Genomic DNA, 22,246 nt, shown 5'->3' on the forward strand with positions numbered 1-22,246 from the left:
ATTGAGCCTCACCTCTCGCGATGGCCCGATCGTTCGCATCGAGGGACTGACCCGGCGTTTCGGGCCGATCGTCGCCGTCGATCGCGTCGATCTCGAGATCGCGCGCGGCGAGCTGTTCGCGCTGCTGGGCGGCTCGGGCTGCGGCAAGACCACCCTGCTGCGCATGCTCGCGGGCTTCGAGACGCCCGACGAAGGCCGGCTGTTCATCGACGGCCAGGACATGACCGACGTGCCGCCTTACCGGCGCCCGGTGAACATGATGTTCCAGTCCTACGCTCTGTTCCCGCACATGGATGTGGCAGCCAACGTGGGATACGGGCTGCGCCGCGACGGCGTGAAGGCCCCCGAGATCGCCGCGAGAGTCGAGGAGATCCTGACGCTCGTGCATCTGCAGGACCATGCGAAGCGCAAGCCGTCGCAGCTTTCCGGCGGCCAGCGCCAGCGGGTGGCGCTGGCGCGCGCGCTGGTGAAGCGGCCCAAGCTACTGCTGCTCGACGAGCCGCTGGCCGCGCTCGACCGCAAGCTGCGCGAGGGCACCCGCTTCGAGATGGTGCGCCTGCAGGAGCAGCTCGGCCTCACCTTCGTCATGGTGACGCACGACCAGGAAGAGGCCATGTCCATGGCGACGCGGCTGGCCGTGATGAACGCCGGCCGGATTGCCCAGATCGGCACGCCACACGAGGTCTACGAGCACCCGGCCTCGCGCTTCGTGGCGGACTTCATCGGCATCGCCAATATCATCGCGCTCGACGGCGGCGGCTGGATGGCGCTGCGGCCCGAGAAGATCACGCTCTCGGCCGACCGGCCCGCCCTGCCACAGACCGTTGCCGGCCGGATCGTCGATGTCGCCTATGAGGGCGACCGCTCGCTCTATCATGTCGAGACCGATGCCCACGGCACGATGACCGTCTCGACGACCAACACCAGCCGCAACGCCAGCGCCGTCTTCGCGCGCGGCCGGCCTGTCTGGCTGGGCTGGGCGGACGAGGCCGGCCAGAGGCTGGAGGCCTGAGGCGATGCGGTTCGTCATCGGGCTCCCGTTCCTGTGGCTCGGGATCTTCTTCCTGCTGCCCTGCCTGCTGGTGCTGGCCATCTCGCTGGGAACCTATGCGCCCGACTCGGTGCCGCCGGTCGAGCTGGGCCTCAGCTTCAAGAGCTTCGCGCTGCTCTTCTCCGACGATCTCTATCTGGCGGCCTGGCTCTCCTCCCTGCGCATCGCGGCGACGTCGACCCTCGTGACCCTGCTACTGGGCTATCCCATGGCCTATGCCATCGCGCGCGCCGCGCCCAACCGGCGTCCGCTGCTGCTGATGCTGGTCGTCCTGCCCTTCTGGACCTCGTTCCTGATCCGCATCTATGCCTGGATGGGCCTGCTGGCCGACAACGGCCTGATCGAGCAGTTCCTGCGCTGGAGCGGCCTCGCGTCGAATCCCGGCACGATCCTCGGCACCGAATGGGCGGTCCATCTCGGCATCGTCTACGCCTACCTGCCCTTCATGGTGCTGCCGCTCTACGCCACCCTCGAGAAGCTCGACCACGGCCTGCTCGAAGCGGCAGCCGATCTCGGCGCCAAGCCTTTCGCGGCCTTCCTCACCATCACCCTGCCGCTGTCGCTGCCCGGTATCGTCGCCGGCTGCCTGCTGGTCTTCATCCCGGCGGTCGGCGAATTCGTGATCCCGGATCTGCTGGGCGGCACCGAGACGCTGATGATCGGCAAGGTGCTGTGGGACGAGTTCTTCACCAACGGCGACTGGCCGCTGGCCTCGGCGGTCGCGGTCTGCCTGCTGGTGCTGCTGGTCGGCCCGATCGCGCTCTTCCAGCGCAACCAGGCCCGCAGCCTGGAGCGGCGCCCATGAGATCCCTAGCATGAGGGGGCCCGCCCGCTTCGCCTTCGGCATGCTGGCCTTCGGCTATGCCTTCCTCTACCTGCCGATCGCGCTGGTGATCGTCTATTCGTTCAACGAATCGCGCCTCGTCACCGTCTGGTCGGGCTTTTCCCTGAAATGGTGGCACGCATTGTTCGCCAACGAGGCGATGCTGCAGGCCGCGTGGCTGTCGCTGCGCATCGCGCTGGTGAGCGCGACCGGCGCGGCGCTGCTCGGTCTCGCCGCCGGCTACGCGCTGGCGCGTGCGCCACGCTTTCCCGGGCGCACCCTGTTCGGCAGCCTCGTGATCGCTCCCATGGTGATGCCCGAAGTCGTCATGGGCATCTCGATGCTGCTGCTGTTCGTCGGTTCGGAGCGACTGTTCGGCGGCCCGGACCGCGGCTTCCTCACCATCGCCATCGCCCACACCACCTTCTCGATCGCCTTCGTGGCGATCGTCGTGCAGGCCCGTCTCTCCGACTTCGACCGCGCGTTGGAAGAGGCGGCGATGGATCTCGGCGCCACGCCCTGGGTGACCTTCCGCACCATCACCCTGCCCCTGATCGCGCCGGCCGTGGGCTCGGGCTGGCTGCTCGCCTTCACCCTGTCGCTGGACGATCTGATCCTGACCCAGTTCGTCGCCGGGGCGCAGTCGCAGACCCTGCCGATGCGCGTCTATTCCAGCGTCCGGCTGGGCGTCGACCCGCAGATCAACGTGCTCGCCACCATCATCGTCACGGTCGCGGCCTGTGCACTGATCCTGTCCGGCTGGCTGACGCGGCGACCGCGCGGGTAGAGGAGAACGATCGTTGTTCAAGACCTTGCTCGCCCGAGTGCTTGGCTTCTCCAGAAGGCAAGATCCGGACACCCCTCCAGATGAATTCTGGGCTGAGATGCAAGAGTGTGAGCAACGCATTCGCGAACTCGAGGCACGGCCGCCGAGCGTCGACATCCTCTACGAAGCTCTGCAAATCCTGAAACCCAGGCTGCATTTCGATATCGAACTCGAAGGCGATCCACCGACTTCAGTGTGCCTCCGGCATTCTAGCGGGATGACCCACTATCTCTCTTTTGAAAATGGGCTCTATCACGACTTTTGGACACAGGCCGCTGAAACAGATCTCGACAGATCCGACAGCTTGGAGCGAATCGTTTGGAGTGCTGCGGGCATGGTTCCCCCGAGCATCTACATAAGAGCGTATCGCTGGGCCGAACGACATCACCGAATAGGACGGCATCCCAAGACGCGAAAAGTGATAGGTGTCCCGACCAACATCATCGAGAACGAATATTCGAAGGAATTCGAGAAGGCCGACGGAATCTGGCGCAGGAAGCTGTGAGTTTTAGGCCGCTTGTGCATTGATCCCTGCCCGGCTGGCTGACGTGGCGGAAAGATTGAGCTAAGAAAACCACCTCAGGGAGGAAAAAATGCTGCGTTCCGGAACGTCCAAGGCATCACGGCGTAATGTGCTGAAGGGGGTCGGTATGGCCACTGTCGGTGCATCGTTGGGGGCTTCTCTGCCCGTCGGTGGCGCGGCTCAGGCGCAGGGCGCGCCGGCGGCCGCGAAGGGACCCAAGCTTCTCGAGATGGACGGCAAGGTGAAGCTCGCAGTGCTGGGCGACAAGCCGCTGGTCGCCGAGACGCAGGCCGAGCTGCTCGACGACAATGTCACCCCGACCAACAAGCTCTTCATCCGCAACAACGGACAGGTGCCCGACATCACGGGCGATCCCAAGGCGTGGAAGGTCAAGATCGACGGCGAGGTCAACACCCCGCTGGAGATCACGGTCGGCGACCTGATGACCAGGTTTCCCGCCGTCACCTACCAGCTGATGCTGGAGTGCGGCGGCAACGGCCGGTCGTTCTTCTCCCCCGAGGCGCGTGGCAACCAGTGGACCAACGGTGGCGCGGGTTGCCCGATGTGGACCGGCGTGCGTCTGGCCGACGTGCTGAAGGCCGCCGGCCTGAAGCCCTCCGCCGTCTATACCGGTGCGTACGGTGCCGATCCCACGCTGGCCGGCGAAACCGACAAGCCCACAATCTCGCGCGGCGTGCCGATCGCCAAGGCGATGGAGGAACACTCCATTATCGCTTTCAAGCTCAACGGCCAGGACCTGCCGCTGATCCACGGTGCGCCGGTGCGGCTCGTCATCCCGGGCTGGCCCGCTTCGGCGTCGACCAAGTGGCTGAACCGCATCTGGATCCGCGACAAGGAGCATGACGGTCCCGGCATGGGCGGCTTCTCCTACCGCGTGCCCAAGACGCCGATCGTCCCCGGCAGCAAGGGCAACGACAAGGACATGGCGATCCTGGAATCGATGCCCGTCCGCTCGATCATCACCTTCCCGGCCGACGGGGCACGCCTCACCTCGCGGAAGCTCGACCTGCGCGGCCATGCCTGGGCCGGCGACTTCGACATCAAGACCGTCGACATCTCGACCGACTACGGTGTCACCTGGAAGCCGGCAAAGGTCGACGCACCGGCCAACAAATACGCCTGGCAGAACTTCAGCGCCTCGATCGAGCTGCCGACCACGGGATACTACGAGGTGTGGGCCAAGGCGACCGACAGCAAGGGGGTGACCCAGCCCTTCCAGGCCGCCAACTGGAACCCGCAAGGCTACGGCGCCAATCCGATCAACCGCATCCGCGTGCTCGTCGAATCTTGAGCAAGATCACTGTGATACACGCCGCCGTCCTCGGCGTGACGGCGACGTTCGTGCTGCTCGCCTTCGATCGCGCCGGCGAGCTGCACAGGGACAAGTATGTCTACGTGCCGCCGGCGCCCAAGGTGGCGGCGGCGGCGCCTGTCGTCGATCCCGACAAGGGCAAGCCGCCGCCGCACAACGACAAGGTCGAGGACCTGCCCGAGGGCAAGAACCGCGAGCTGACGTTCTATACGTGCACGGCCTGCCACGGCGTGGCGCTGATCAAGGCCCAGGGCCTGACGCGCGACCTCTGGGACTCGACCATCGACCTGATGCTGGAGAAGCATCGCATGCCGCCGATCAAGGCCGAGGAGCGCTCGGAGATCCTCGACTATCTCGCCGAGAGTTTCCCGCCCCGCCGCAAGGGACGCGGCAGCGACAACCCGTTCCTGAAGTAGACGGGGCGAAGGCTAGCTCGTTGCCTTCGCCCACTTCTCCGACCAGACGTGCAGCGGCAGGAACAGCCGCAGCAGCTCTTTCCCCAGCGCCGTGAGCCGGTAGCCCGCCGCCTCGTCGAGCTCGACCAGCTTCGCCTCGCGCAGCTCGGCGAGCCGTGTGTTCACGATCGTCGGGCTGGCGCCGATCAGGTCCTGAATCTCGCGGAAGCGCCTGGGCTCCTCGCGCAGCTCCCAGACGATGCGCAGGGTCCAGCGCCGGCCCAGCAGGTCGAGCAGCGCCATGATCGGGCGGCCGGTCGTCGAGCCGCGCACCCTCTTCACCATCTATTACACTCCGTTACTACATTTTCTGTAGCGGCAAGCTTTTTCTATTGCTACGGAATATGTAGCAAACAGACCGGAGACCTTCCATGCCCCGCATCGTTCCCGCCGACGCGCCCTACCCGCCGGAGATCGAAGCCGCCCTGGCCCGCACCATGCCTCCGGGCGTGGCGCCGCTGGTCCTGTTCCGCACGATGGCGCGCAACCCGCGCGTCTTCGGCAAGATGTTTGCCGGCGGTCTCCTCGACAAGGGCGCCCTCTCGCTGCGCCAGCGCGAGGTCGTGATCGATCGCACGACGGCGCGACTCGGAGCCGAGTATGAATGGGGCGTCCACGTCGCCTTCTTTGCGGACAAGGTCGGCTTCGACGCGGAGAAGATCGCCGCGACCGTCCACGGACCGGCCGATGCCCCCTGCTGGTCGCCCGACGAACGGGCGCTGCTGGCTGCCGTCGACGATCTGGTCGACCGCCGCACCATCGGTGACGACGCGTGGGCGGAACTCGCCGCGCATTTCGACGAGGCGCAGATGATCGAAGCGATCGCGCTGGTGGGCTACTACCACACGATCAGCTTCCTCTGCCGCGCCCTCGACCTGCCGCTCGAAGCCTACGCTGCACGCTTCCCGGACGGGCATCGGCCGGGCGCACAAACGAAACAAACGCAATAAACGAATCAAACGAAGCCAGAGTCGCACCCTCCAAGCAGGGTATCCTGGTACCGTGGACGGGCCGATATTTCCTTCCGGCAGCTGCAAAAACCCATTCAACAGCCTGCTAGCGCTTCGCCTTCGTGAGGCGGTCGACCCCGAGGATCAGCAGCCCGAAGACGAGGCCCCAGAAGGCCGAGCCGACGCCCATCAGGGTGACGCCCGAGACGGTGACGGCCAACGTGCCGGCCGCCGCCAGGCGGTCCTGGTCGCCCGCCAGAGCGATCCCCAGTGCGCCGGCCATCGAGCCCAGCAGCGCCGTGCCGGCGACGGTGGCCAGCAGCGCCGGTGGCAGAGCGCCGAACAGGCCGACCAGCGAGGCGCCGAACAGCGCGATAAGCCCCCAGAACAGGGCGTAGAACGGCCCCGCCTTCCAGCGTTGAGCCGGATCGGGATGGGCGTCGGGGCCGGTGCACAGCGCCGCCGAGATGGCGGCGAGGTTCGACGTGTGGGCGCCGAGGAACGCCGTGCCGAGCGATGCCGCCCCCGTCACCGCCAGGATGGGCTGCGTCGGCGGCTGGTAGCCCGAGCCGCGCAGCACCGCGAAGCCCGGCAGGTTCTGCGACGCCATGGTGACGAGATAGAGCGGCACGCCCAGACCGACGAGCGTGGCCACGTCCCATGCCGGCGCGGTGACGACCAGGGTCGAGAGGCCGGGCGACGGCAGTGGCTTCACCAGCCCGAGCGACCAGGCGAGCAGCGCGCCGCCCACCAGCACGATCAGCGAGGCGAGAGCCGGGAAGAAGATGCGCGCCACCAGGAACAGCGCGATCAACGGCAGGACCAGCAGCGGCGCGGACGGCACATGCTCGACCATCGCCATGACGAGCCGCAGCAGGATGCCCGCCAGCATGGCCGCGGCGATGCTGGGCGGAATCTTCCCGATCAGCCGGCCGAGCGGCTTCACCGCGGCGGTCAGCAGGATCAGGAGCGCTGCGAGCACGAAGGCGCCGACAGCCGCCGCGAAGCTCGGCACGCCGGAGGTCGACGCGATCAGCGCCGCGCCCGGCGTCGACCAGGCGGTGATGATCGGCATGCGGTAACGGACACTGAGGATCAGCGCGCTGACGGCCGTCGCGAGGCCAAGGCCAGAGACCCACGAACTCGCCTGGTCGGGCGTCGCGCCCACCGCCTGCGCGGCCGCCAGCACGACCGGCAAGGTGCCGCCCACGCCGGCGATCGTCGCGACCAGGGCAGCGGCCGCGACGGAAACGAGACCAGCCGATTTCATGGGCGCACGTTTGCGGAGGCCAACCTCGGTGTCATCGCGAGCGAAGCGAGGGCCCCCTCTCTACAGCGATCAAAGGTCTCTCGCCTGCGGCTCGGGATGACAGACTTCGTCCAAAGATCGCCGTGCGCCGGATCAAGCATTCGCGCGCTCGACCATTGCCTGCAGCAGGATCTGCGCGCCGGCACCGACGTCGCTCTTGCTGGCGTCCTCGATCTCGTTGTGGCTGACGCCGTCCTTGCAGGGCACGAACACCATCGCCGTCGGGGCGACGCGGCTGACATAGCAGGCGTCGTGGCCGGCGCCGCTCACGATGTCCATGTGCGGATAGCCTGCCTGCTCGGCGCCGCGGCGCACCGCGTCGACCAACTCCTTCGCGAAGGGCGACGGCGGGAAATACCAGATCTGTTCGATCTTGACCTCGAGCCGATGCCGCCTGGCGATGTCGGCCGCGGCGGCGCGCATCTCGGCATCCATCTTCGTGAGCTCGCCATCGTCGGGATGGCGGAAGTCGACCGTCATGAAGACGCGGCCCGGAATGGTGTTGCGCGCCTGCGGCTGGCTCTCGATGACGCCGATGGTCGAGCGGCCGTTGGGGCGGTTGCCGATGCGGCGGCACTCCACGATCAGTTCGGCCGCACCGACCAGCGCATCGCGGCGTCCTTCCATGGGCGTCGTGCCGGCGTGACTCTCCATGCCCGTCCAGTTGACCTCGTACCAGCGCTGGCCCTGCGCGCCCGTGACGACGCCGATCGTCTTCTTCTCACGCTCCAGGATCGGCCCCTGCTCGATATGCGCCTCGAAGAAGGCACCGACCGGCCGGCCGCCGACCGGCTCCTTGCCGTCATAGCCGATCTGCTTCAGCGCCTCGCCGAAGCTCACGCCGTCGCGGTCCTTGATCGACAAGGCATGCTCCAGGGTGAAGGCGCCGCCGAACACGCCCGACGCGACCATCGCCGGCGCAAAGCGACAGCCTTCCTCGTTGGTCCAGACGGCGACCTCGATCGGCGCCTCGGTGACATAGTTCGAATCATGCAGCACGCGCAGCACTTCGAGCCCTGCCATCACGCCATAGGCGCCGTCGAACTTGCCGCCGGTCGGCTGGGTGTCGAGATGGGATCCGGTCATCACCGGTGGCTTCGCCGGATCGCGTCCCTCGCGACGGGCGAAGACGTTGCCCAGCTGGTCGACCTTGATCGTGCAGCCCGCTTCCTTGGCCCAGCGCACGAAGAGATCGCGCCCCTGCCGGTCGAGGTCGGTCAGTGCGATTCGGCAGACGCCCCCCTTCTCCGTGCCGCCGATCTTGCCCAGCTCCATCAGGCTCGACCACAGCCGGTCATGATCTACGCGGAGATTGGGGCGGTCGCTGGCATTCATTGGCTGTGGACTCCGGATCAAGACAAGCCGCGACCATAGCAAATGCCAGCCAGCGAAACGAAGTGCTTGAGCAGGTCTGCGTCGTCTTGCATGGGTTAAGTTCAGGAGGAATTTCATCGCATGCTTCCGCTGTCCGATACGCTCGTTCTCGACCTCACGCAGGTCATCGCCGGCCCCACGGCCGGCCAGATCCTGGGCGACATGGGCGCCGACGTGATCAAGGTCGAGCCGCTGAACGGCGAGCATTTCCGTCCGCATTTCGGCGGCGCCTGGGTACCGTCGATGAATCGCAACAAGCGCGGCCTGGCGATCGATCTGCGCAGCGAGGGCGGCAAGGATGTGCTGATGCGGCTGGTGAAGAAGGCCGATGTGTTCATGGAGGCCTTCACGCCGGGCGTGATCGACAAATTGGGCTTCGGCTGGGACGTCGTCTCGAAGGTCAATCCGCAGACCGTCTATGCCTCGATCTCGGGCTACGGCCAGACCGGCCCCTATTCGCCACGCGCCGGCTACGATCCCTGCATCCAGGCCGAGATCGGCCTGATGGATGCGACCGGCCCCTATCAGGGCGAGATGTGCCGCGTCGGCACGGCGCCCATCGACTATTCCACCGGCCTCGCCTGCGCCGGCGGCATCGCCTTCGCGCTGCTGCACCGGATCAAGACCGGCAAGGGCCAGCGGCTCGACCTGTCGCTGTTCGATGTCGGCATGCACATGATGAGCCACTGGATCACCAACCATGGCCTCACCGGCGAGAATCCCGAGCGCATGGGGACCTCGAACACGATCCTCTGCCCGCTGCGCGTGTTCCCGACCAAGACGCAGCCGGTGTTCGTGGCCGGCACCAACGATGCCTTCTGGCGCCTGCTCTGCAGCGCGCTCGGCCGGAAGGACTGGCTCGACGACGAACGCTTCAAGACCAATGCCGGCCGCGTCGCCCATCGGGCGCTCCTCGAAGGAACGATCGAGGCCTATTTTCTGGAGCACACCGCCGACGAGCTGCTCGAAAAGCTGATCCCCGCCGGCATGCCCTGCTCCGCCGCCTACAAGGTGAGCGACGTAATCGCGAGCGACCATGCCAGGGCGCGCGGCAGCGTGCTGGAGATCGACTATCCCGGCATCGGCCCGGTGAAGTCGGCGGCCAATCCGATCAAGCTGTCGGCCGCGCCGGTCGAGACGCGGCAGAAGTCGCCCGGCATCGGCGAGCACACGGTCGAGATCATGCGCGAGGTGGGCTATAGCGATGATGAGATCGCCGCGCTGAAGTCGGCGAAGGCCATCGCCACGACCTGAGGTCCCACCGTGAAGATCGTCTATTCCGAGAAGCACGCCCAGCACGATCCGCAGCACTTCGTGGTGCGGGGCACCAAGCAGCGCAGCGCCGAGCAGCCCGAGCGCGCCACCCGCCTGCTGGCCGCCGCCACGGAAGCCGGCCACACGATCGTGCCGCCGGGGTCATACGGTCCGGCGCCGGCGGCCACCGTGCATACGCCGGAGTATCTCGACTTCCTGCAGATCGCCGCGCGCGAATGGGCGAAGCTTCCGGGTGCGGGTCCGGAGGTCGTGCCCAACGTCCATCCGGCGCGCGCCCATGCCTCCTATCCGAAGGCGCTGGCCGGCCGCGCCGGCTGGCATCAGGTCGATACTGGCTGCCCGATCGGCCCGCACACCTGGGACGCGGCCCTCGCCGCCACCGAGGTCGCCGCCACGGTCGCCGACATGGTGCTGGCGGGCGAGGACCATGCCTACGCGCTCTGCCGGCCGCCGGGCCATCACGCCTATGCCGACATGGCGGGCGGCTTCTGCTTCCTGAACAACACCGCCGTCGCGGCGCAGCGACTGCGCGGCAGACACGGGCGCGTGGCGATCCTCGATGTCGACGTGCATCACGGCAACGGCACGCAGGGCATCTTCTACGAGCGCGACGACGTACTCACCGTCTCGATCCACGCCGATCCCGACCATTACTACCCCTTCTTCTGGGGCCACGCGCACGAGCACGGCGCGGGCAAGGGCGAGGGCTTCAACCTCAACCTGCCGCTGCCGTTGGGCTCGCCCGATGCACCGTGGCTCGAGGCCGCAGACAAGGCCCTCGCACGCATCCGCGAATTCCAGCCCAGCGCGCTGGTCGTGGCGCTGGGCCTCGACGCCAGCGAGAGCGATCCGCTGCAGGGTCTCAAGGTCACCGGCGCCGGCTTCCATGCCATGGCCGAGAAGATTGCGCGCATGGGCCTGCCGACGGTGCTCGTGCAGGAAGGCGGCTATCTCGGCGACGATCTCGGCCGCAACCTGGTCCAGTTCCTCGCCGGCTTCGAGAAAGGCCGCGGCGCCTAGCGCACGCGGCTGTCAGGGCTCGGCGAGCCGGCGGTATTTCACTTCGAGGCGCGTGAGGACGGCGAGATTGCGGGTGGCCTCGGCGCCGGCCCAGCGGCGGTTGACGGCGCTGGCCTCGCGGACCCGTTCGAGGGTCCGTCGATAGGTTTCGATCCAGGCCGAGCTGTCGTTGGCCTGCACGCCCTCGCGCATCGCCTGGCTCAGCGTCCTGTCGATGTTGATCATGCGACAGGTGTAGCCATAGGCCGCGAGCCTGAGATCAGGTGACGCGATCCAGGTTTCGAGGATGCTCGGCACATAGGAGGGACAATCTTCCAGCGCCTGGGAGGCTGCGGGCGTAGCGAACGCCAGCGCGAGGAGAAAGATCGAGATCGTGCGCAAGGAGGCGGCAGCCAGAGTCAGTGGAAGTCACGACTATGGATGCGAATCCTGGGCCGGTCGAGGACGATGCGGCTGCGGTCGTAATCGGGCTTGGCGGTTGGCTTGGCCGGCACAGTCCTGCTGGAACGATGGCGTGTGGCATTGGCTTCCGCCACCTTCACGCGGCGGTCCCCCGGATCGCTGCGAACCTCATCGCCGCGAGGGTGGGTCAGGTGGAAAAGGTCGAGTTCGGAGATCGAATCGAGCTCGGCCGACAGGTCCCAGATCTCCTCGGCGACGAGGTGGATCACCCTGTACTGCTTCTCTCCCTCGCACTGGATGCGTCCTCGCACGCCCAGCATGCGCGCGCCCATCACGACGCGACGATACGCGTCGAACACCGTGGGCCAGACCACGAGATTGGCGATGCCGAATTCGTCCTCGAGAGTGACGAAGACCACGCCGGAAGCCGTGCCGGGCCGTTGGCGCACCAGCACGAGGCCGGCCAGGGTGAGGACATCACCGTTCTTCGAGGCCTGCAGTACTTCCGTGCTGGAGAATCCCTGTCCCGCGAAGGTCGTTCGCAGCAGCTCCAGCGGATGCGAACGCAGCGACATCGAGAAGCTGCTGTAATCATCCACCACCTGCTCGCCCATCGTGAGATTCGGCAAAGTGACAGAGGGTTCCAGGTCGCGCACCCGCGGTTGGGCGTCGAGCAGGGGCAACTGCCCATCGGCAAAGCCGCGCACCGCCCACAACACGTCGCGGCGTGTGAGGTTGAGCGATGCGAAGGCATCGGCGCGGGCCAGGGCTAAGATCTGCTTCTTAGCCAGACCGCTGCGCCGCCAAAGGTCGGCAGGATCGCTATAGGGGATCGCGCCACGGCGTTCGACCATCCTGTCGGCGGCCTCCTCGGAAAGGCCCGTCACCTGGCGCAGGCCGAGACGCAGGGCACAGCGATTGTTCTTCCCCGATTGCAGGGTGCAGTCGCGGTCGCTGGCATTGATGTCGGGCGGCAGGATCTCGACGCCATGATCGCGTGCGTCCCGCACGAGCTGGGCGGGCGCATAAAAACCCATCGGCTGCGAATTGAGCAGAGCCGCGGCGAAGACCTCTGGATAGTAGTACTTCACGTAGGACGAGGCGTAGACCAGGATCGCGAAGCTCGCGGCGTGGCTTTCCGGAAAACCGTACTCGCCGAACCCCTCGATCTGCTTGAAGCAGCGTTCGGCGAAGTCTTCCTCGTAGCCGTTCTTCTTCATGCCTTCGATGAAGGGGGTCTTGAACTTGTAGATCGTGCCGTTGTGCCGGAACGTCGCCATGGCGCGACGCAGTTCGTCGGCCTTCTCCGGCGAGAAACCTGCCCCATCGATGGCGATCTGCATCGCCTGTTCCTGGAACAGGGGAACGCCCAGGGTTCTCTTCAAGACGGCTTCGAGTTCCGGCTTCGGATAGACGACGGCGTCGGGGTTTGCCCGGTTCTTCAGATAGGGATGCACCATGCCGCCCTGGATAGGCCCCGGCCGCACGATCGCCACCTCGACGACCAGGTCGTAATACTCCCTGGGTTTCAGGCGCGGGAGCATGGACATCTGCGCCCGGCTCTCGACCTGGAAGACGCCGACCGAGTCGGCGCGGCACAGCATCTCGTAGACGCCTGGGTCGTCCGGCCGCATGTTGAGATCCAGCTTCTTGCCGAAATGCGCCTCGATCATCGTGAAGCTCTTGCGCAAGGCCGTCAGCATGCCCAGCGCCAGCACGTCGACCTTGTAAATGTTCAGCACGTCGAGATCGTCCTTGTCCCACTCGATGACGGTGCGATCCTTCATCGCCGCATTCTGAATCGGCACCAGCTCGTCGAGCCGGTCCTGGGTGAGAACAAAGCCGCCGACATGCTGGGAAAGATGGCGCGGGAATCCGCACAAGGCAGACGAGAGTTCGAGCGCCAGCATGATGCGCGCATCCATCGGATCGAGGCCGGCTTCCCGCACATGTTCGGCCTTCACACCGGTCGAGCCCATCCCCCACACCGTGTCGGCCATCACCCCCACCGTGTCGGGCGAGAGGCCTAGCACCTTGCCGACCTCACGGATGGCACTGCGGCTCCTGAAAGAGATCACCGTGGCGGCCAGGGCGGCCTTCGAGCGATGCTTTTCCTCGTAGATCCACTGGATGATCTCTTCGCGGCGCTCGTGCTCGAAATCGACGTCGATGTCAGGTGGCTCGTTCCGGGAATTCGAGAGAAAGCGCTCGAAAAGCACTTTCGTCTCCTTTGGATTCACCGAGGTGATACCAAGGCAATAGCAGACCGCGGAATTGGCGGCCGAGCCGCGGCCCTGGCACAGGATTCCGCGCCTGCGTGCCTCCATCACGATCTCATGCACCGTCAGGAAATAGGGTGCGATTTCCTTCCGCGCGATGAGCTCGAATTCCTTCCGGATCGTACTGGCCACCTCCTCCGGAACACCGTCGGGATAGCGCCACGCCGCGCCTTCCCAGGTGAGGCGCGTGAGCTTGTCCATGGGCATCTCGCCGCCTTCGTAGACGACCGGATACTGATAGGTGAGCTGGCGCAGCGAAAAGGTGCAGCGCCGAACGATCTCCTGCGTGGCAGCGATGGCGTGCGGATGGCGGCGGAACAGGCGGACCATCTCGACCGGTTCCTTGAGGTGGCGTTCGGCGCTGGCGAAGCGACGGAAACCCAGATCGTCGACGGTGCAGCCTACCCGAATCGCCGTCACCACATCCTGCAGCGCACGCCGCTCGGGCACATGATAGTGCACGTCGTTGGTGGCAACGAACGTCACGCCCGTCTCGCTGGCGAGATCGTCGAGGGCCGCCAGCCGGCGGGCATCGTCGCCGCGAAACAGCATGGTCCCGGCCAGATAGCAGCGGTCGCCAAACAGCTCTGCGAGGCGTTGCAGCCGGTCGCGGAAAGCGGGCTCTTCGGGCCGGCGGGGCGGCAACACGATCGCCAACAGTCCCTCGGCATGTTCGGCAAGGTCATCGAAGCCGATGTCGCACTGCCCCTTCCCGGTGCGACGGTTGCCCAGGGTCAGCAGACGGGAGAGGCGCTTGTAGGCGTCGAGATCGGTCGGATAGACGAGCAGCGAATAGCCATCGCGCGTCTCGAGACGACTGCCGACCAGCAGCTTGATCCTGTCGGGATCGGCTTTCTTCTCCCCGCGCGACGCCGCGAAGGCTCGCACGACTCCGGCCAGGGTGTTGCGATCGGCGATGCCGATGGCGGTGTGGCCGAGCTTGATCGCCTGGTCCACCAGCTCCTGCGGATGCGAGCCGCCGCGCAGGAAACTGTAGTTGGTCGTGACCTGGAGCTCGGCGTAATCCATGGAATCACGACGGGACGAGTTCGTGCACACAGGAGAGCGGGATGCCACGCACATCGATTCCCTGGCTCTTCAGGGCGTGGAGGAAATCCTCGTCGGCGCTGACCAGCGGTGCCTGGGCCGATTCGGCGCAGGCAGCGTAGAAACAGTCGTGCACCGGCCGGCGGCACTGCAGGGCGATGGCCAGCGCGCGATTGCGCAGCTGCGGCGATTCGACGAAGGCCGAGATGAACGAGGGAAGCGCGATGTTGCGCACGATGGGCTCGGCCTGCTCGGCCGTGATCTCGCCACGCGTCGCCTTCTGCCAGGCAAGCTCGGCCACCCCCGCGATCAGGATGTCGGGCGCGATCATCTCGTGCCGGTTGGCCAGCAGCGAACGCGCCTGCGGCCGCAGCGGCTCCTCGACGAACCATTTTATGGCGACGCCGGGATCGACGACGACGATCACGGGCCCTCTCCCATCCGTGCGATGGCCGCAGGCGGCGTCATGGCGGCGATACGATCGGCTTCTTCCAGCGGATCGAGCACCAGCGGCTGGCCCGACGCGTAGGTCAGCAGGTCGCGCAGATCGGCTTCGAGAGAGCGGCCCCTGGCGCGCGCATGTTTCTTCAGACGCTCGATGATCGCGCCATCGAGACCGCGGATGGTGAGCGTGGTGCCCCGTTTGCTCGTCGTCTCCATATCTCTCCCCTTCAGGCGCAGAATCCGTGGAGGAACCAACGGGCCGTCGGCTGGCCATTGGCCGCGAGCCGATAGGGCCCGTCGCGGAACAGCCAGAAGCGGCCGCCGTCATCGTCCTCGACCCGGTAGTAATCACGCACCAACGGCAGGGTGCCGGCCGGCGGGCGGCTGCCGTCGGACCGCGGACGCCACCATTCGTCGGCGATCCGCTCCGGACCGTCGGCGCGCACGATGCGATAGGCATGCCGTCGCCAGCGGAACACCGAGGGCGGATCGTCGGGCACGAAGGCAGTCACCTCGACGGGCTCGGGCCGCTGCAGCAGGCGCGTCGGCCGTGCGCCCTTGAGGCTGGCGACGCGGCGCCAGGCGCCCGCCGCGGCGGGCTTCGACGCAACGGCGGTGGCGACCTGGACGCGTTCGGGCAGATGACTGTCGCGCGACAGCAGCCGCACGACGTTCTCCGCGCCCAGCCGCAGCACCAGCCTGTCAGCCAGGTCGAGCGTGCCGTCCGCCCCCGCCGCGACCATGGGCGAATCCTGATCGGGCAGCGCATCCTGCGTGCCGCTCCACGCCTCGACCTCGGGCGCGGCCAGGATCATCAGTTCGACGCCGAAGCCGGGATCGAGTTCGCCCAGCCTCTCCTCGAACAGCTTCATCAGCTTGGGATTGTCGCGGTTGGGGCGGCTGGTGCCGATCGAGGTGCGGTCGACCGAACCGTCGACGCGGTAGAGCGAGATTTCCAGCAGGCGCGCGCCGACGCCCGCCTGCTCGAACTGGCGGCACAGCGCGGCCAGCAGGCGGCTGGTCGCGGCGGCAATGTCCTCGGCCCGGCCGATCGGTTCGGCGAAGGCGAGACGCGTGCGAAAGGCGGGCGGCGGGCGGCGCGGCTCGATCGGCTCGTCGAGCCTGCCCAGCGCCTGGTCGATGCGCTCGAGCGGCTGGTTGCCGAAACGGCGGGCGAGCGGCGCGCGCGGCATGGGGTAGAGATCGCCGATGCGGCGCAGTCCGAGCTTCAGGAAGGTCTCGAGGATCGGCGCCTCGAGGCGCAGCCCCTCGACCGGCAGCGAGGCCAGCGCATCGCGCTGGCCTCGCGACGGGCAGAAGAGATCGGCCTGGCGCTCGGCAAAGCGCGCCAGCGCCCAGGCGGCCCCCGCCGTGTCGGCCATCGCGGCACGACAGGAAAGATCGCGCCGGGTCAGGCGCGTGACCAGGTCGGCCAGCAGCGCGCGTTCGCCGCTCTCGCCGTCGCCGAAGAGATGCGTGCAGCCCGTCACGTCGAGCAGCAGGCCGGCATCCCCGCCGAAGCCGCCAGCGCTGCACGTCGTTTCGCCGTCCTGCGCGAGGGCGCCGCCCAGCGTATCGATCGCGACCCAGGGCGTGTAGCGATCGCACCAGCCGGCGATCGCTTCGATCAGTCGAAGATCGGCCTGCGGCTCGCCCGCGACCGTGACGAGGTCAGGCAGCAGGGCGCGCGCATCGGCCAGCCGCATGTGCGGGCGCAGACCCGCGGCACGGGCGTGCGGATTGACGGCGGCGAGGCGCGGGCAGCCCTCGCGCCAGACGACGGTGGCGGACGCCCTATCCGACCAGTCTTTCTTCGAAGTGCGTGCCAGGCGATCCGTGGAGAGCTTGGGGAACCACAGCGAGACAATGCGTTTCATCGTTCCACTCCAGGAGCCAAGACGGTGTTTCGGCGGCGGACGGTGTGCCGAAGCGGTTGCGCCGAAGTTCGAGGCTCCAGCGCGCGGCACCGACATCCTTGAGGCCCGGTGTCGAGCAGGACGGTGCCGAGGCGACCCGCCACCGTGTCGCGCACACGCTTTGCGGCGGCGCCGGCTGGGCGCGCAGCAGCAGGGCGGGCACGCCGTTCTTCTCGGCGGCCAGCGACAGGCGGCGGCCGGCCGTGGAATCGGCGCTGCGGGTCTCGCCCACGACGGCCGAGATGCCGGGGCAGCGCAGCCCTTCTTCCATCGCCCAGAAGAGATCCTCGTCGCGCTTTGCCGTGACCATCAGCAGGCGCGCGGGATCGAACCAGGAGGAGAGCGCCGGCGCATAGGGCATGGCATCGAACGTGCCCGTGGGACGGCGGCACCACAGGATCGTGCCCGGCCCGAAGCGGCCCAGCAGATGGGCCGCGAAGCCGAGGACCGGGCCATCGTGCGGCGCCACGCGGCCGGAGGGGGCAGGTCCCGCCTCGATCTCGTGCAGGGCGCCCGTCAGCAGCCCGCCTTCGGGCAGCACGGCGTCGATGGCGGGAACCCCCAACGTCACACCGGCGGCGCGGCCCGAACGCTGGACGCTGTTGGCCCGCTCCAGCCGGCGTACCTTCTCGCGCAAGGAGACGGGCACCGAAGCCGCTGCATCATTGGCGACCTTGGGAGGAGAGGAAGAAAAGGCTTTCGGGGAAATGACCGGCATCGCCCCCTCGTCTGGCTGATGGATGGGCTGGGGATTAAAATGTTCTTCTTTTGTTCTAGTTCCCTCAAAATCGAGAGTCAACGGGACTAAAGGGCTGGCATATCGAGTGCATCCGGGGAGAAGCTGCGCCCTGTCCCGGAGGCTCCATGACTCTTCGTCTGTCCCTCGCCGCCCTCTGTGCCACCGCCTTCGCCCTGTTGGCCGGCCCGGCACTGGCCCGCTGTTCCAAGAATCTCGTCGAACTCGGTCCCACCCTGCAGGGCCGCGGCGTGCAGATGGCCTCGCTCGACGGGGCGCAGATGGCGGCGGACACGGCGAGCCGCGCCATCGTCACCTTCCTCGGCCATGCCAGCTTCGAGATCGACACGCCGCAGGGCGTGCGAGCCATCACCGACTACAACGGGCTGAACGGCTTCGGCCGCAAGCCCGACATCGTGACGATGAACAACGCGCACTCGACGCACTACACCGACACGCCCGAGGACGGGATCACCTACGTGCTGCGCGGCTGGCCGAGCGACGCCGGCCAGACCGAGGCGCGCCACGAGGTCTCGCTGAAAGACCTCAAGGTCACGAACCTGCCGACCAATGCGCGCGACTGGGGCGGCGGCTCGGCGCGCATCAACGGCAACTCGATCTTCACCTTCACCATCGGCGATCTCTGCATCGCCCATCTCGGCCACCTGCATCACCGGTTGACCAAGGACCATCTCGACGAGCTCGGCCGCATCGACGTGCTGATGGTGCCGATCGACGGTGCCTACACGGTCGGCCTGCCCGTGATGGTCGAGGTCATCCGCCAGATCCAGCCGCGCATCGTGCTGCCGATGCACTATTGGGGACGCGGCCAGGTCGCGCGCTTCGAAGAGTTGATGGCCGACCAGGACGCGGTCTTCATCTGGCCCGACCGCCGCACCATCGAAGTCGCCCACGACACGCTGCCCGAGAAACTCACCGTCTACGTCGTCGGCGGGAACGGCGGCGACTGATCCGCCTTCCTCAGAGCCGCGTCGCCTCGTCGATCAGTTCCTGGGCGGCGATGTCTAAAAGCTCGTCCTCGGCGGTGCCGTCGAGCACGCGTTCCTTGCCGATTTCGAGAAGCACCGGCACGGCAAGCGGCGAGATGCGGTCGAGACGGCGATAGACGATGCGGCCCTTGGCGCGCTTCAGCAGGTCGCCCAACCGCTTTAGGTCCGCGAGCTGCCAGGCCGCGTCCTGGCGCGTGGCGCGCAGCAGGATGTGATTGGGCTCGTGCTGGCGTAGCGTGTCGTAGATCAGGTCGGAGCTGAACGTGACCTGGCGGCGCGACTTCTCCTCGCCGGGAAAGCGCCGTTCGATCAGGCCGGCGATCACCGCGACGTTGCGGAACGAGCGCCGCAGCATGCTCGATTCGTCCATCCAGGCTTCGAGATCATCGCCCAGCATGTCCTCGTCGAACAGTTCGTCGAGCTGTTTCGGCGAGGCCGGCCGCAACCCCCAGAGGCCCAGCACATAGTCGGTGGCCACGAAGCCCAGCGGCCGCAGGCCCATGCGCTCCATGCGCCGCGTCAGCAGCATGCCCAGCGTCTGGTGCGCATTGCGGCCCTCGAAGCAATAGGCGACCAGGAACTGCTTGCCGCCGCGCGGAAAGCCTTCGACCAGCAGCTTGTCGGCCGGGGGCAGCATCGAGCGGAAGACCTGGATGCGCAGCCACTCCTGCACTTCTGACGGCAGCTTCGGGTGCTTAAGCGGATCCTGCAGAATCCCGCGCACCCTTGCGGCCAGGAACGTCGAGAGCGGCAGCCGGCCGCCGCCATAGGCCGGCACCTTGGGATCGCCGCTGAAGGCCGGCGAACAGATCGCCGCGAGTTCCTTGACGCCCTCGAAGCGCAGCAGCCGGCCCGCGAACACGAACGTGTCGCCCGGCACCAGCCCCTGCACGAATCCTTCCTCGACCTCGCCCAGCACAGCGCCGCGGCGCAGCCGCACCTTCATCAGGGGCAGCTCGACGATGGTGCCCACGTTCATGCGGAACTGCTTGGCCACCAGCGGCGAGGCCAGCATCCACCGACCGTCGGGAAGCTGCTTCAGCCGGTGCCAGCGATCATAGGCCGCCAGCGCGTAGCCACCGGTCGCCACGAAGTCGAACGTGTCGTCGAAATCCTGGCGCGGCAGGTCGCGATAGGGCTGCGCCCGCCGCACCTCGGCGAAGAAGGCCTCGCGGTCGATCGGCTGGGCGCAGGCGGTGCCCACGATGTGCTGGGCCAGCACGTCGAGGCAGGGCGGCCGCGGCGGATCGCCATCGAGCTCGCGCGCCTCGACCGCCTCCAGCGCGGCCAGCGATTCCAGCACCTCGAAGCGGTTGGCCGGCGCGATCATGGCGCGGCTGGGTTCGTCGAGCCGGTGGTTGGCGCGGCCGATGCGCTGCATCAGGCGGCTGACGCCCTTGGGCGCGCCCATCTGGATGACGAGGTCGACATCGCCCCAGTCGATGCCAAGGTCGAGCGACGAGGTCGCGACCACCGCGCGCAGCTTGCCCGCCGCCATCGCCGCCTCGACCTTGCGGCGCTGCTCGACGGCCAGCGACCCGTGATGCAGCCCGATCGACAGATTGTCGTCGTTGATCCGCCACAGCGCATCGAAGGCCAGCTCCGCCTGCGCGCGCGTATTGACGAAGATGATCGACGTCTTGTGCTGGCGGATGATGTTGTAGATCTCGGGCACCGCATGGCGTCCCATGTGCCCGCCCCACGGCAGCCGCTCGCGCGCGTCGATGATCGACACGACCGGCGGCGCGCCGGGCTCGCCCATCACGATCTCGACCGGCTCGTCGCGCAGGTTCAGGAACTCGGCGAGTTCGGGCGGATCGGCGACGGTGGCCGACAGGCCGACGAAGCGGGCCTGCGGCGCGAGCGTCGCCAGCCGCGACAGGCAGAGCGCCAGGTGATGGCCGCGCTTGCTGGTGGCGAAGGCGTGCAGCTCGTCGATGATCACGCATTTGAGGCTGGCGAAGAATTTCGCCGCGTCCAGATAGGAGAGCAGCAGCGCCAGCGACTCCGGCGTCGTCATCAGGAGGTCCGGCGGCCGCTCGCGCTGACGCAGGCGCCGGCTCTGCGGCGTGTCGCCCGTCCGGCTCTCGGCGCGCACCGGCAGCTGCATCTCCGCCAGCGGCTGTTCGAGGTTGCGGCGGATGTCGGTCGCCAGCGCCTTGAGCGGCGAGATGTAGAGCGTATGCAGCTCCCCCTGCCCCTTCTTGTAGGCGAGGTCCTGGCCGGCCTGCCGCCGCTCCGTGAGTTCGATCAGTGACGGAAGGAACCCCGCCAATGTCTTGCCGCCGCCGGTCGGCGCGATCAGCAGCGCGCTCTTGCCCTTTCGCGCCAGATCGACCAACGCGAGCTGGTGCGGCCGCGGCGCCCAACCGCGACTTTCGAACCAACGTGCAAACAGGTCGGGAAGTCCCATATCTGTGGGGTAGGATGCATCAGGAGCCATGGCAATCACGACGGCAACCGAGACCCTCAATCCCCGTACGTGGCTCTACCCGACGCCGCGCGGCCTTTATTGCGAACCGGGCGATTTCTATATCGATCCGGCGTTTGCCGTGCCGCGTGCGGTGATCACGCACGGGCATGGCGACCATGCGCGGCCGGGCCATCGCAAGGCACTGGCGACGCCCGAGACGCTGGCGATCATGCGCACGCGGTTCCAGGACATGCCCGACACCGAGCAGCAGGCGCTGAAATACGGCGAGAGCGTGCGCATCGGCGAGGTCGAAGTCGGCTTCGCACCCGCCGGTCACATCCTCGGCTCCGCGCAGGCCGTGCTGGCATACAAAGGCCAGCGCATCGTCGTATCGGGTGACTACAAGCGCCGGCCGGATCCGACCTGTCCGCCGTTCGAGCCCGTACCGTGCGACGTGTTCATCACCGAGGCGACCTTCGCGCTGCCGGTCTTCCATCATCCCTCCGATGCCGGCGAGATCGGCAAGCTGCTGCGCTCCGTCGACACGTTCCCCGAGCGCACTCATCTGGTGGGCGTCTATGCGCTCGGCAAGTGCCAGCGGGTCATCCGCCTGCTGCGGGAAGCCGGCTACGACAAGCGCATCTGGCTGCACGGCGGCCTGATGTCCCTGTGCAGGCTCTACCAGGAGCATGGCGTCGATCTGGGCGACGTGGCGCCGGTCTCCGAGGCAATCCTCGAGACCTTCAAGGGCGCCATCGTGCTCTGCCCGCCCTCGGCCATCGCCGACCGCTGGTCACGGCGGTTCGCCGATCCCATCGCCGCGGTGTGTTCGGGCTGGATGAACGTGCGCGCGCGCGCGCGGCAACGCGGCGCGGAACTGCCGCTGATCATCTCCGATCACGCAGACTGGCCTGAACTCACGCAGACCCTGAAGGATGTCGGCGCGCCGAAGGTATGGGTGACGCACGGCCGCGAGGAGGCGCTCGTCCACTATGCGCGCGGTCTCGGCATCGACGCCGAGGCGCTGCACCTGGCCGGTCGCGAGGACGAGGATTCCTGA

Annotated in this window: 21 protein-coding genes; 11 read left to right on the forward strand and 10 right to left on the reverse strand. The window is 67.3% G+C overall.

Features of this window, described 5'->3' with window-relative positions:
• Nucleotide 1 precedes the first annotated feature (1 nt).
• The 6 genes from ACP15H_RS13580 (at nucleotide 2) to ACP15H_RS13605 (ending at nucleotide 4,972) form a co-directional block, all read left to right on the forward strand.
• On the forward strand, nucleotides 2-1,012 hold the full coding sequence (locus ACP15H_RS13580; RefSeq protein WP_425066713.1) for an ABC transporter ATP-binding protein: 1,011 nt from the start codon (nucleotides 2-4) through the stop codon (nucleotides 1,010-1,012).
• 4 nt (nucleotides 1,013-1,016) lie between these two features.
• A complete protein-coding gene (locus ACP15H_RS13585) occupies nucleotides 1,017-1,856 on the forward strand; it encodes an ABC transporter permease (RefSeq protein ID WP_425066714.1) in 840 nt (279 codons plus the stop codon).
• 10 nt (nucleotides 1,857-1,866) lie between these two features.
• A complete protein-coding gene (locus tag ACP15H_RS13590; RefSeq protein WP_425066715.1) occupies nucleotides 1,867-2,661 on the forward strand; it encodes an ABC transporter permease in 795 nt (264 codons plus the stop codon).
• A gap of 13 nt (nucleotides 2,662-2,674) precedes the next feature.
• Complete coding sequence (locus ACP15H_RS13595; protein ID WP_425066716.1) at nucleotides 2,675-3,205, forward strand: hypothetical protein; 531 nt, start codon at nucleotides 2,675-2,677, stop codon at nucleotides 3,203-3,205.
• A gap of 145 nt (nucleotides 3,206-3,350) precedes the next feature.
• Nucleotides 3,351-4,535, forward strand: a complete 1,185-nt coding sequence (locus tag ACP15H_RS13600) for a sulfite oxidase (RefSeq protein ID WP_425066717.1) — start codon at nucleotides 3,351-3,353, stop codon at nucleotides 4,533-4,535.
• The gene (locus ACP15H_RS13605; protein WP_425066718.1) at nucleotides 4,532-4,972 is read left to right on the forward strand and encodes a hypothetical protein; all 441 of its coding nucleotides are present in this window, start codon (nucleotides 4,532-4,534) and stop codon (nucleotides 4,970-4,972) included. The genes ACP15H_RS13600 and ACP15H_RS13605 overlap by 4 nt, the downstream gene beginning before the upstream one ends.
• 12 nt (nucleotides 4,973-4,984) lie before the next feature.
• Here ACP15H_RS13605 and ACP15H_RS13610 read toward each other — a convergent pair whose 3' ends face one another.
• A complete protein-coding gene (locus ACP15H_RS13610) occupies nucleotides 4,985-5,296 on the reverse strand; it encodes a winged helix-turn-helix transcriptional regulator (protein ID WP_425066719.1) in 312 nt (103 codons plus the stop codon).
• Nucleotides 5,297-5,382: 86 nt separating this feature from the next.
• On the opposite strand from ACP15H_RS13610, the gene ACP15H_RS13615 reads away from it, so the two are divergent.
• On the forward strand, nucleotides 5,383-5,961 hold the full coding sequence (locus ACP15H_RS13615; RefSeq protein ID WP_425066720.1) for a carboxymuconolactone decarboxylase family protein: 579 nt from the start codon (nucleotides 5,383-5,385) through the stop codon (nucleotides 5,959-5,961).
• Between the two features lie 106 nt (nucleotides 5,962-6,067).
• Here ACP15H_RS13615 and ACP15H_RS13620 read toward each other — a convergent pair whose 3' ends face one another.
• On the reverse strand, nucleotides 6,068-7,231 hold the full coding sequence (locus tag ACP15H_RS13620) for a benzoate/H(+) symporter BenE family transporter (RefSeq protein WP_425066721.1): 1,164 nt from the start codon (nucleotides 7,229-7,231) through the stop codon (nucleotides 6,068-6,070).
• A 132-nt stretch (nucleotides 7,232-7,363) separates the two neighbouring features.
• Nucleotides 7,364-8,605, reverse strand: a complete 1,242-nt coding sequence (locus ACP15H_RS13625; RefSeq protein ID WP_425066722.1) for a Zn-dependent hydrolase — start codon at nucleotides 8,603-8,605, stop codon at nucleotides 7,364-7,366.
• 120 nt (nucleotides 8,606-8,725) lie between these two features.
• Between ACP15H_RS13625 and ACP15H_RS13630 the strand changes: the two genes are divergently transcribed.
• Both ACP15H_RS13630 and ACP15H_RS13635 read left to right on the forward strand, forming a co-directional pair.
• Complete coding sequence (locus ACP15H_RS13630; protein ID WP_425066723.1) at nucleotides 8,726-9,898, forward strand: CaiB/BaiF CoA transferase family protein; 1,173 nt, start codon at nucleotides 8,726-8,728, stop codon at nucleotides 9,896-9,898.
• A 9-nt stretch (nucleotides 9,899-9,907) separates the two neighbouring features.
• The gene (locus ACP15H_RS13635; protein WP_425066724.1) at nucleotides 9,908-10,939 is read left to right on the forward strand and encodes a histone deacetylase family protein; all 1,032 of its coding nucleotides are present in this window, start codon (nucleotides 9,908-9,910) and stop codon (nucleotides 10,937-10,939) included.
• 12 nt (nucleotides 10,940-10,951) lie between these two features.
• Here the strand turns inward: ACP15H_RS13635 and ACP15H_RS13640 are convergent, their stop codons facing one another.
• The 6 genes from ACP15H_RS13640 to ACP15H_RS13665 are packed head-to-tail and all read right to left on the reverse strand — an operon-like array spanning nucleotide 10,952 to nucleotide 17,745.
• Nucleotides 10,952-11,320: a hypothetical protein gene (locus ACP15H_RS13640; RefSeq protein ID WP_425066725.1), complete on the reverse strand. Its 369-nt coding sequence runs from the start codon at nucleotides 11,318-11,320 to the stop codon at nucleotides 10,952-10,954.
• A 17-nt stretch (nucleotides 11,321-11,337) separates the two neighbouring features.
• The gene (locus tag ACP15H_RS13645; protein ID WP_425066726.1) at nucleotides 11,338-14,649 is read right to left on the reverse strand and encodes an error-prone DNA polymerase; all 3,312 of its coding nucleotides are present in this window, start codon (nucleotides 14,647-14,649) and stop codon (nucleotides 11,338-11,340) included.
• A gap of 4 nt (nucleotides 14,650-14,653) precedes the next feature.
• On the reverse strand, nucleotides 14,654-15,094 hold the full coding sequence (locus ACP15H_RS13650; protein WP_425066727.1) for a type II toxin-antitoxin system VapC family toxin: 441 nt from the start codon (nucleotides 15,092-15,094) through the stop codon (nucleotides 14,654-14,656).
• Complete coding sequence (locus tag ACP15H_RS13655; protein ID WP_425066728.1) at nucleotides 15,091-15,327, reverse strand: FitA-like ribbon-helix-helix domain-containing protein; 237 nt, start codon at nucleotides 15,325-15,327, stop codon at nucleotides 15,091-15,093. Before ACP15H_RS13655 ends, ACP15H_RS13650 begins: the two co-directional genes overlap by 4 nt.
• 11 nt (nucleotides 15,328-15,338) lie before the next feature.
• Entirely contained in the window at nucleotides 15,339-16,988 is a 1,650-nt protein-coding gene (locus ACP15H_RS13660; protein WP_425066729.1) for a DNA polymerase Y family protein, read from the reverse strand.
• The gene (locus ACP15H_RS13665; RefSeq protein WP_425066730.1) at nucleotides 16,906-17,745 is read right to left on the reverse strand and encodes an ImuA family protein; all 840 of its coding nucleotides are present in this window, start codon (nucleotides 17,743-17,745) and stop codon (nucleotides 16,906-16,908) included. Before ACP15H_RS13665 ends, ACP15H_RS13660 begins: the two co-directional genes overlap by 83 nt.
• Nucleotides 17,746-17,891: 146 nt before the next feature.
• Here ACP15H_RS13665 and ACP15H_RS13670 point away from each other — a divergent pair, with 146 nt between their 5' ends.
• Nucleotides 17,892-18,734: an MBL fold metallo-hydrolase gene (locus ACP15H_RS13670; protein ID WP_425066731.1), complete on the forward strand. Its 843-nt coding sequence runs from the start codon at nucleotides 17,892-17,894 to the stop codon at nucleotides 18,732-18,734.
• 10 nt (nucleotides 18,735-18,744) lie between these two features.
• Here ACP15H_RS13670 and ACP15H_RS13675 read toward each other — a convergent pair whose 3' ends face one another.
• Complete coding sequence (locus ACP15H_RS13675; protein WP_425066732.1) at nucleotides 18,745-21,186, reverse strand: ligase-associated DNA damage response DEXH box helicase; 2,442 nt, start codon at nucleotides 21,184-21,186, stop codon at nucleotides 18,745-18,747.
• 28 nt (nucleotides 21,187-21,214) lie between these two features.
• Here ACP15H_RS13675 and ACP15H_RS13680 point away from each other — a divergent pair, with 28 nt between their 5' ends.
• The gene (locus ACP15H_RS13680; protein WP_425066733.1) at nucleotides 21,215-22,246 is read left to right on the forward strand and encodes a ligase-associated DNA damage response exonuclease; all 1,032 of its coding nucleotides are present in this window, start codon (nucleotides 21,215-21,217) and stop codon (nucleotides 22,244-22,246) included.

Origin of the sequence: Reyranella sp., from assembly GCF_965249915.1 — a bacterium.
GTDB lineage: Bacteria > Pseudomonadota > Alphaproteobacteria > Reyranellales > Reyranellaceae > Reyranella.

Coding starts and splice junctions, on each gene's coding strand:
- ACP15H_RS13585 (WP_425066714.1), top strand. CDS start 1,017: ATGCGGTTCGTCATCGGGCTCCCGTTCCTGTGGCTCGGGATCTTCTTC.
- ACP15H_RS13590 (WP_425066715.1), top strand. CDS start 1,867: ATGAGGGGGCCCGCCCGCTTCGCCTTCGGCATGCTGGCCTTCGGCTAT.
- ACP15H_RS13600 (WP_425066717.1), top strand. CDS start 3,351: ATGGCCACTGTCGGTGCATCGTTGGGGGCTTCTCTGCCCGTCGGTGGC.
- ACP15H_RS13610 (WP_425066719.1), bottom strand. CDS start 5,296: ATGGTGAAGAGGGTGCGCGGCTCGACGACCGGCCGCCCGATCATGGCG.
- ACP15H_RS13615 (WP_425066720.1), top strand. CDS start 5,383: ATGCCCCGCATCGTTCCCGCCGACGCGCCCTACCCGCCGGAGATCGAA.
- ACP15H_RS13620 (WP_425066721.1), bottom strand. CDS start 7,231: ATGAAATCGGCTGGTCTCGTTTCCGTCGCGGCCGCTGCCCTGGTCGCG.
- ACP15H_RS13625 (WP_425066722.1), bottom strand. CDS start 8,605: ATGAATGCCAGCGACCGCCCCAATCTCCGCGTAGATCATGACCGGCTG.
- ACP15H_RS13630 (WP_425066723.1), top strand. CDS start 8,726: ATGCTTCCGCTGTCCGATACGCTCGTTCTCGACCTCACGCAGGTCATC.
- ACP15H_RS13645 (WP_425066726.1), bottom strand. CDS start 14,649: ATGGATTACGCCGAGCTCCAGGTCACGACCAACTACAGTTTCCTGCGC.
- ACP15H_RS13655 (WP_425066728.1), bottom strand. CDS start 15,327: ATGGAGACGACGAGCAAACGGGGCACCACGCTCACCATCCGCGGTCTC.
- ACP15H_RS13660 (WP_425066729.1), bottom strand. CDS start 16,988: ATGAAACGCATTGTCTCGCTGTGGTTCCCCAAGCTCTCCACGGATCGC.
- ACP15H_RS13665 (WP_425066730.1), bottom strand. CDS start 17,745: ATGCCGGTCATTTCCCCGAAAGCCTTTTCTTCCTCTCCTCCCAAGGTC.
- ACP15H_RS13670 (WP_425066731.1), top strand. CDS start 17,892: ATGACTCTTCGTCTGTCCCTCGCCGCCCTCTGTGCCACCGCCTTCGCC.
- ACP15H_RS13675 (WP_425066732.1), bottom strand. CDS start 21,186: ATGGGACTTCCCGACCTGTTTGCACGTTGGTTCGAAAGTCGCGGTTGG.
- ACP15H_RS13680 (WP_425066733.1), top strand. CDS start 21,215: ATGGCAATCACGACGGCAACCGAGACCCTCAATCCCCGTACGTGGCTC.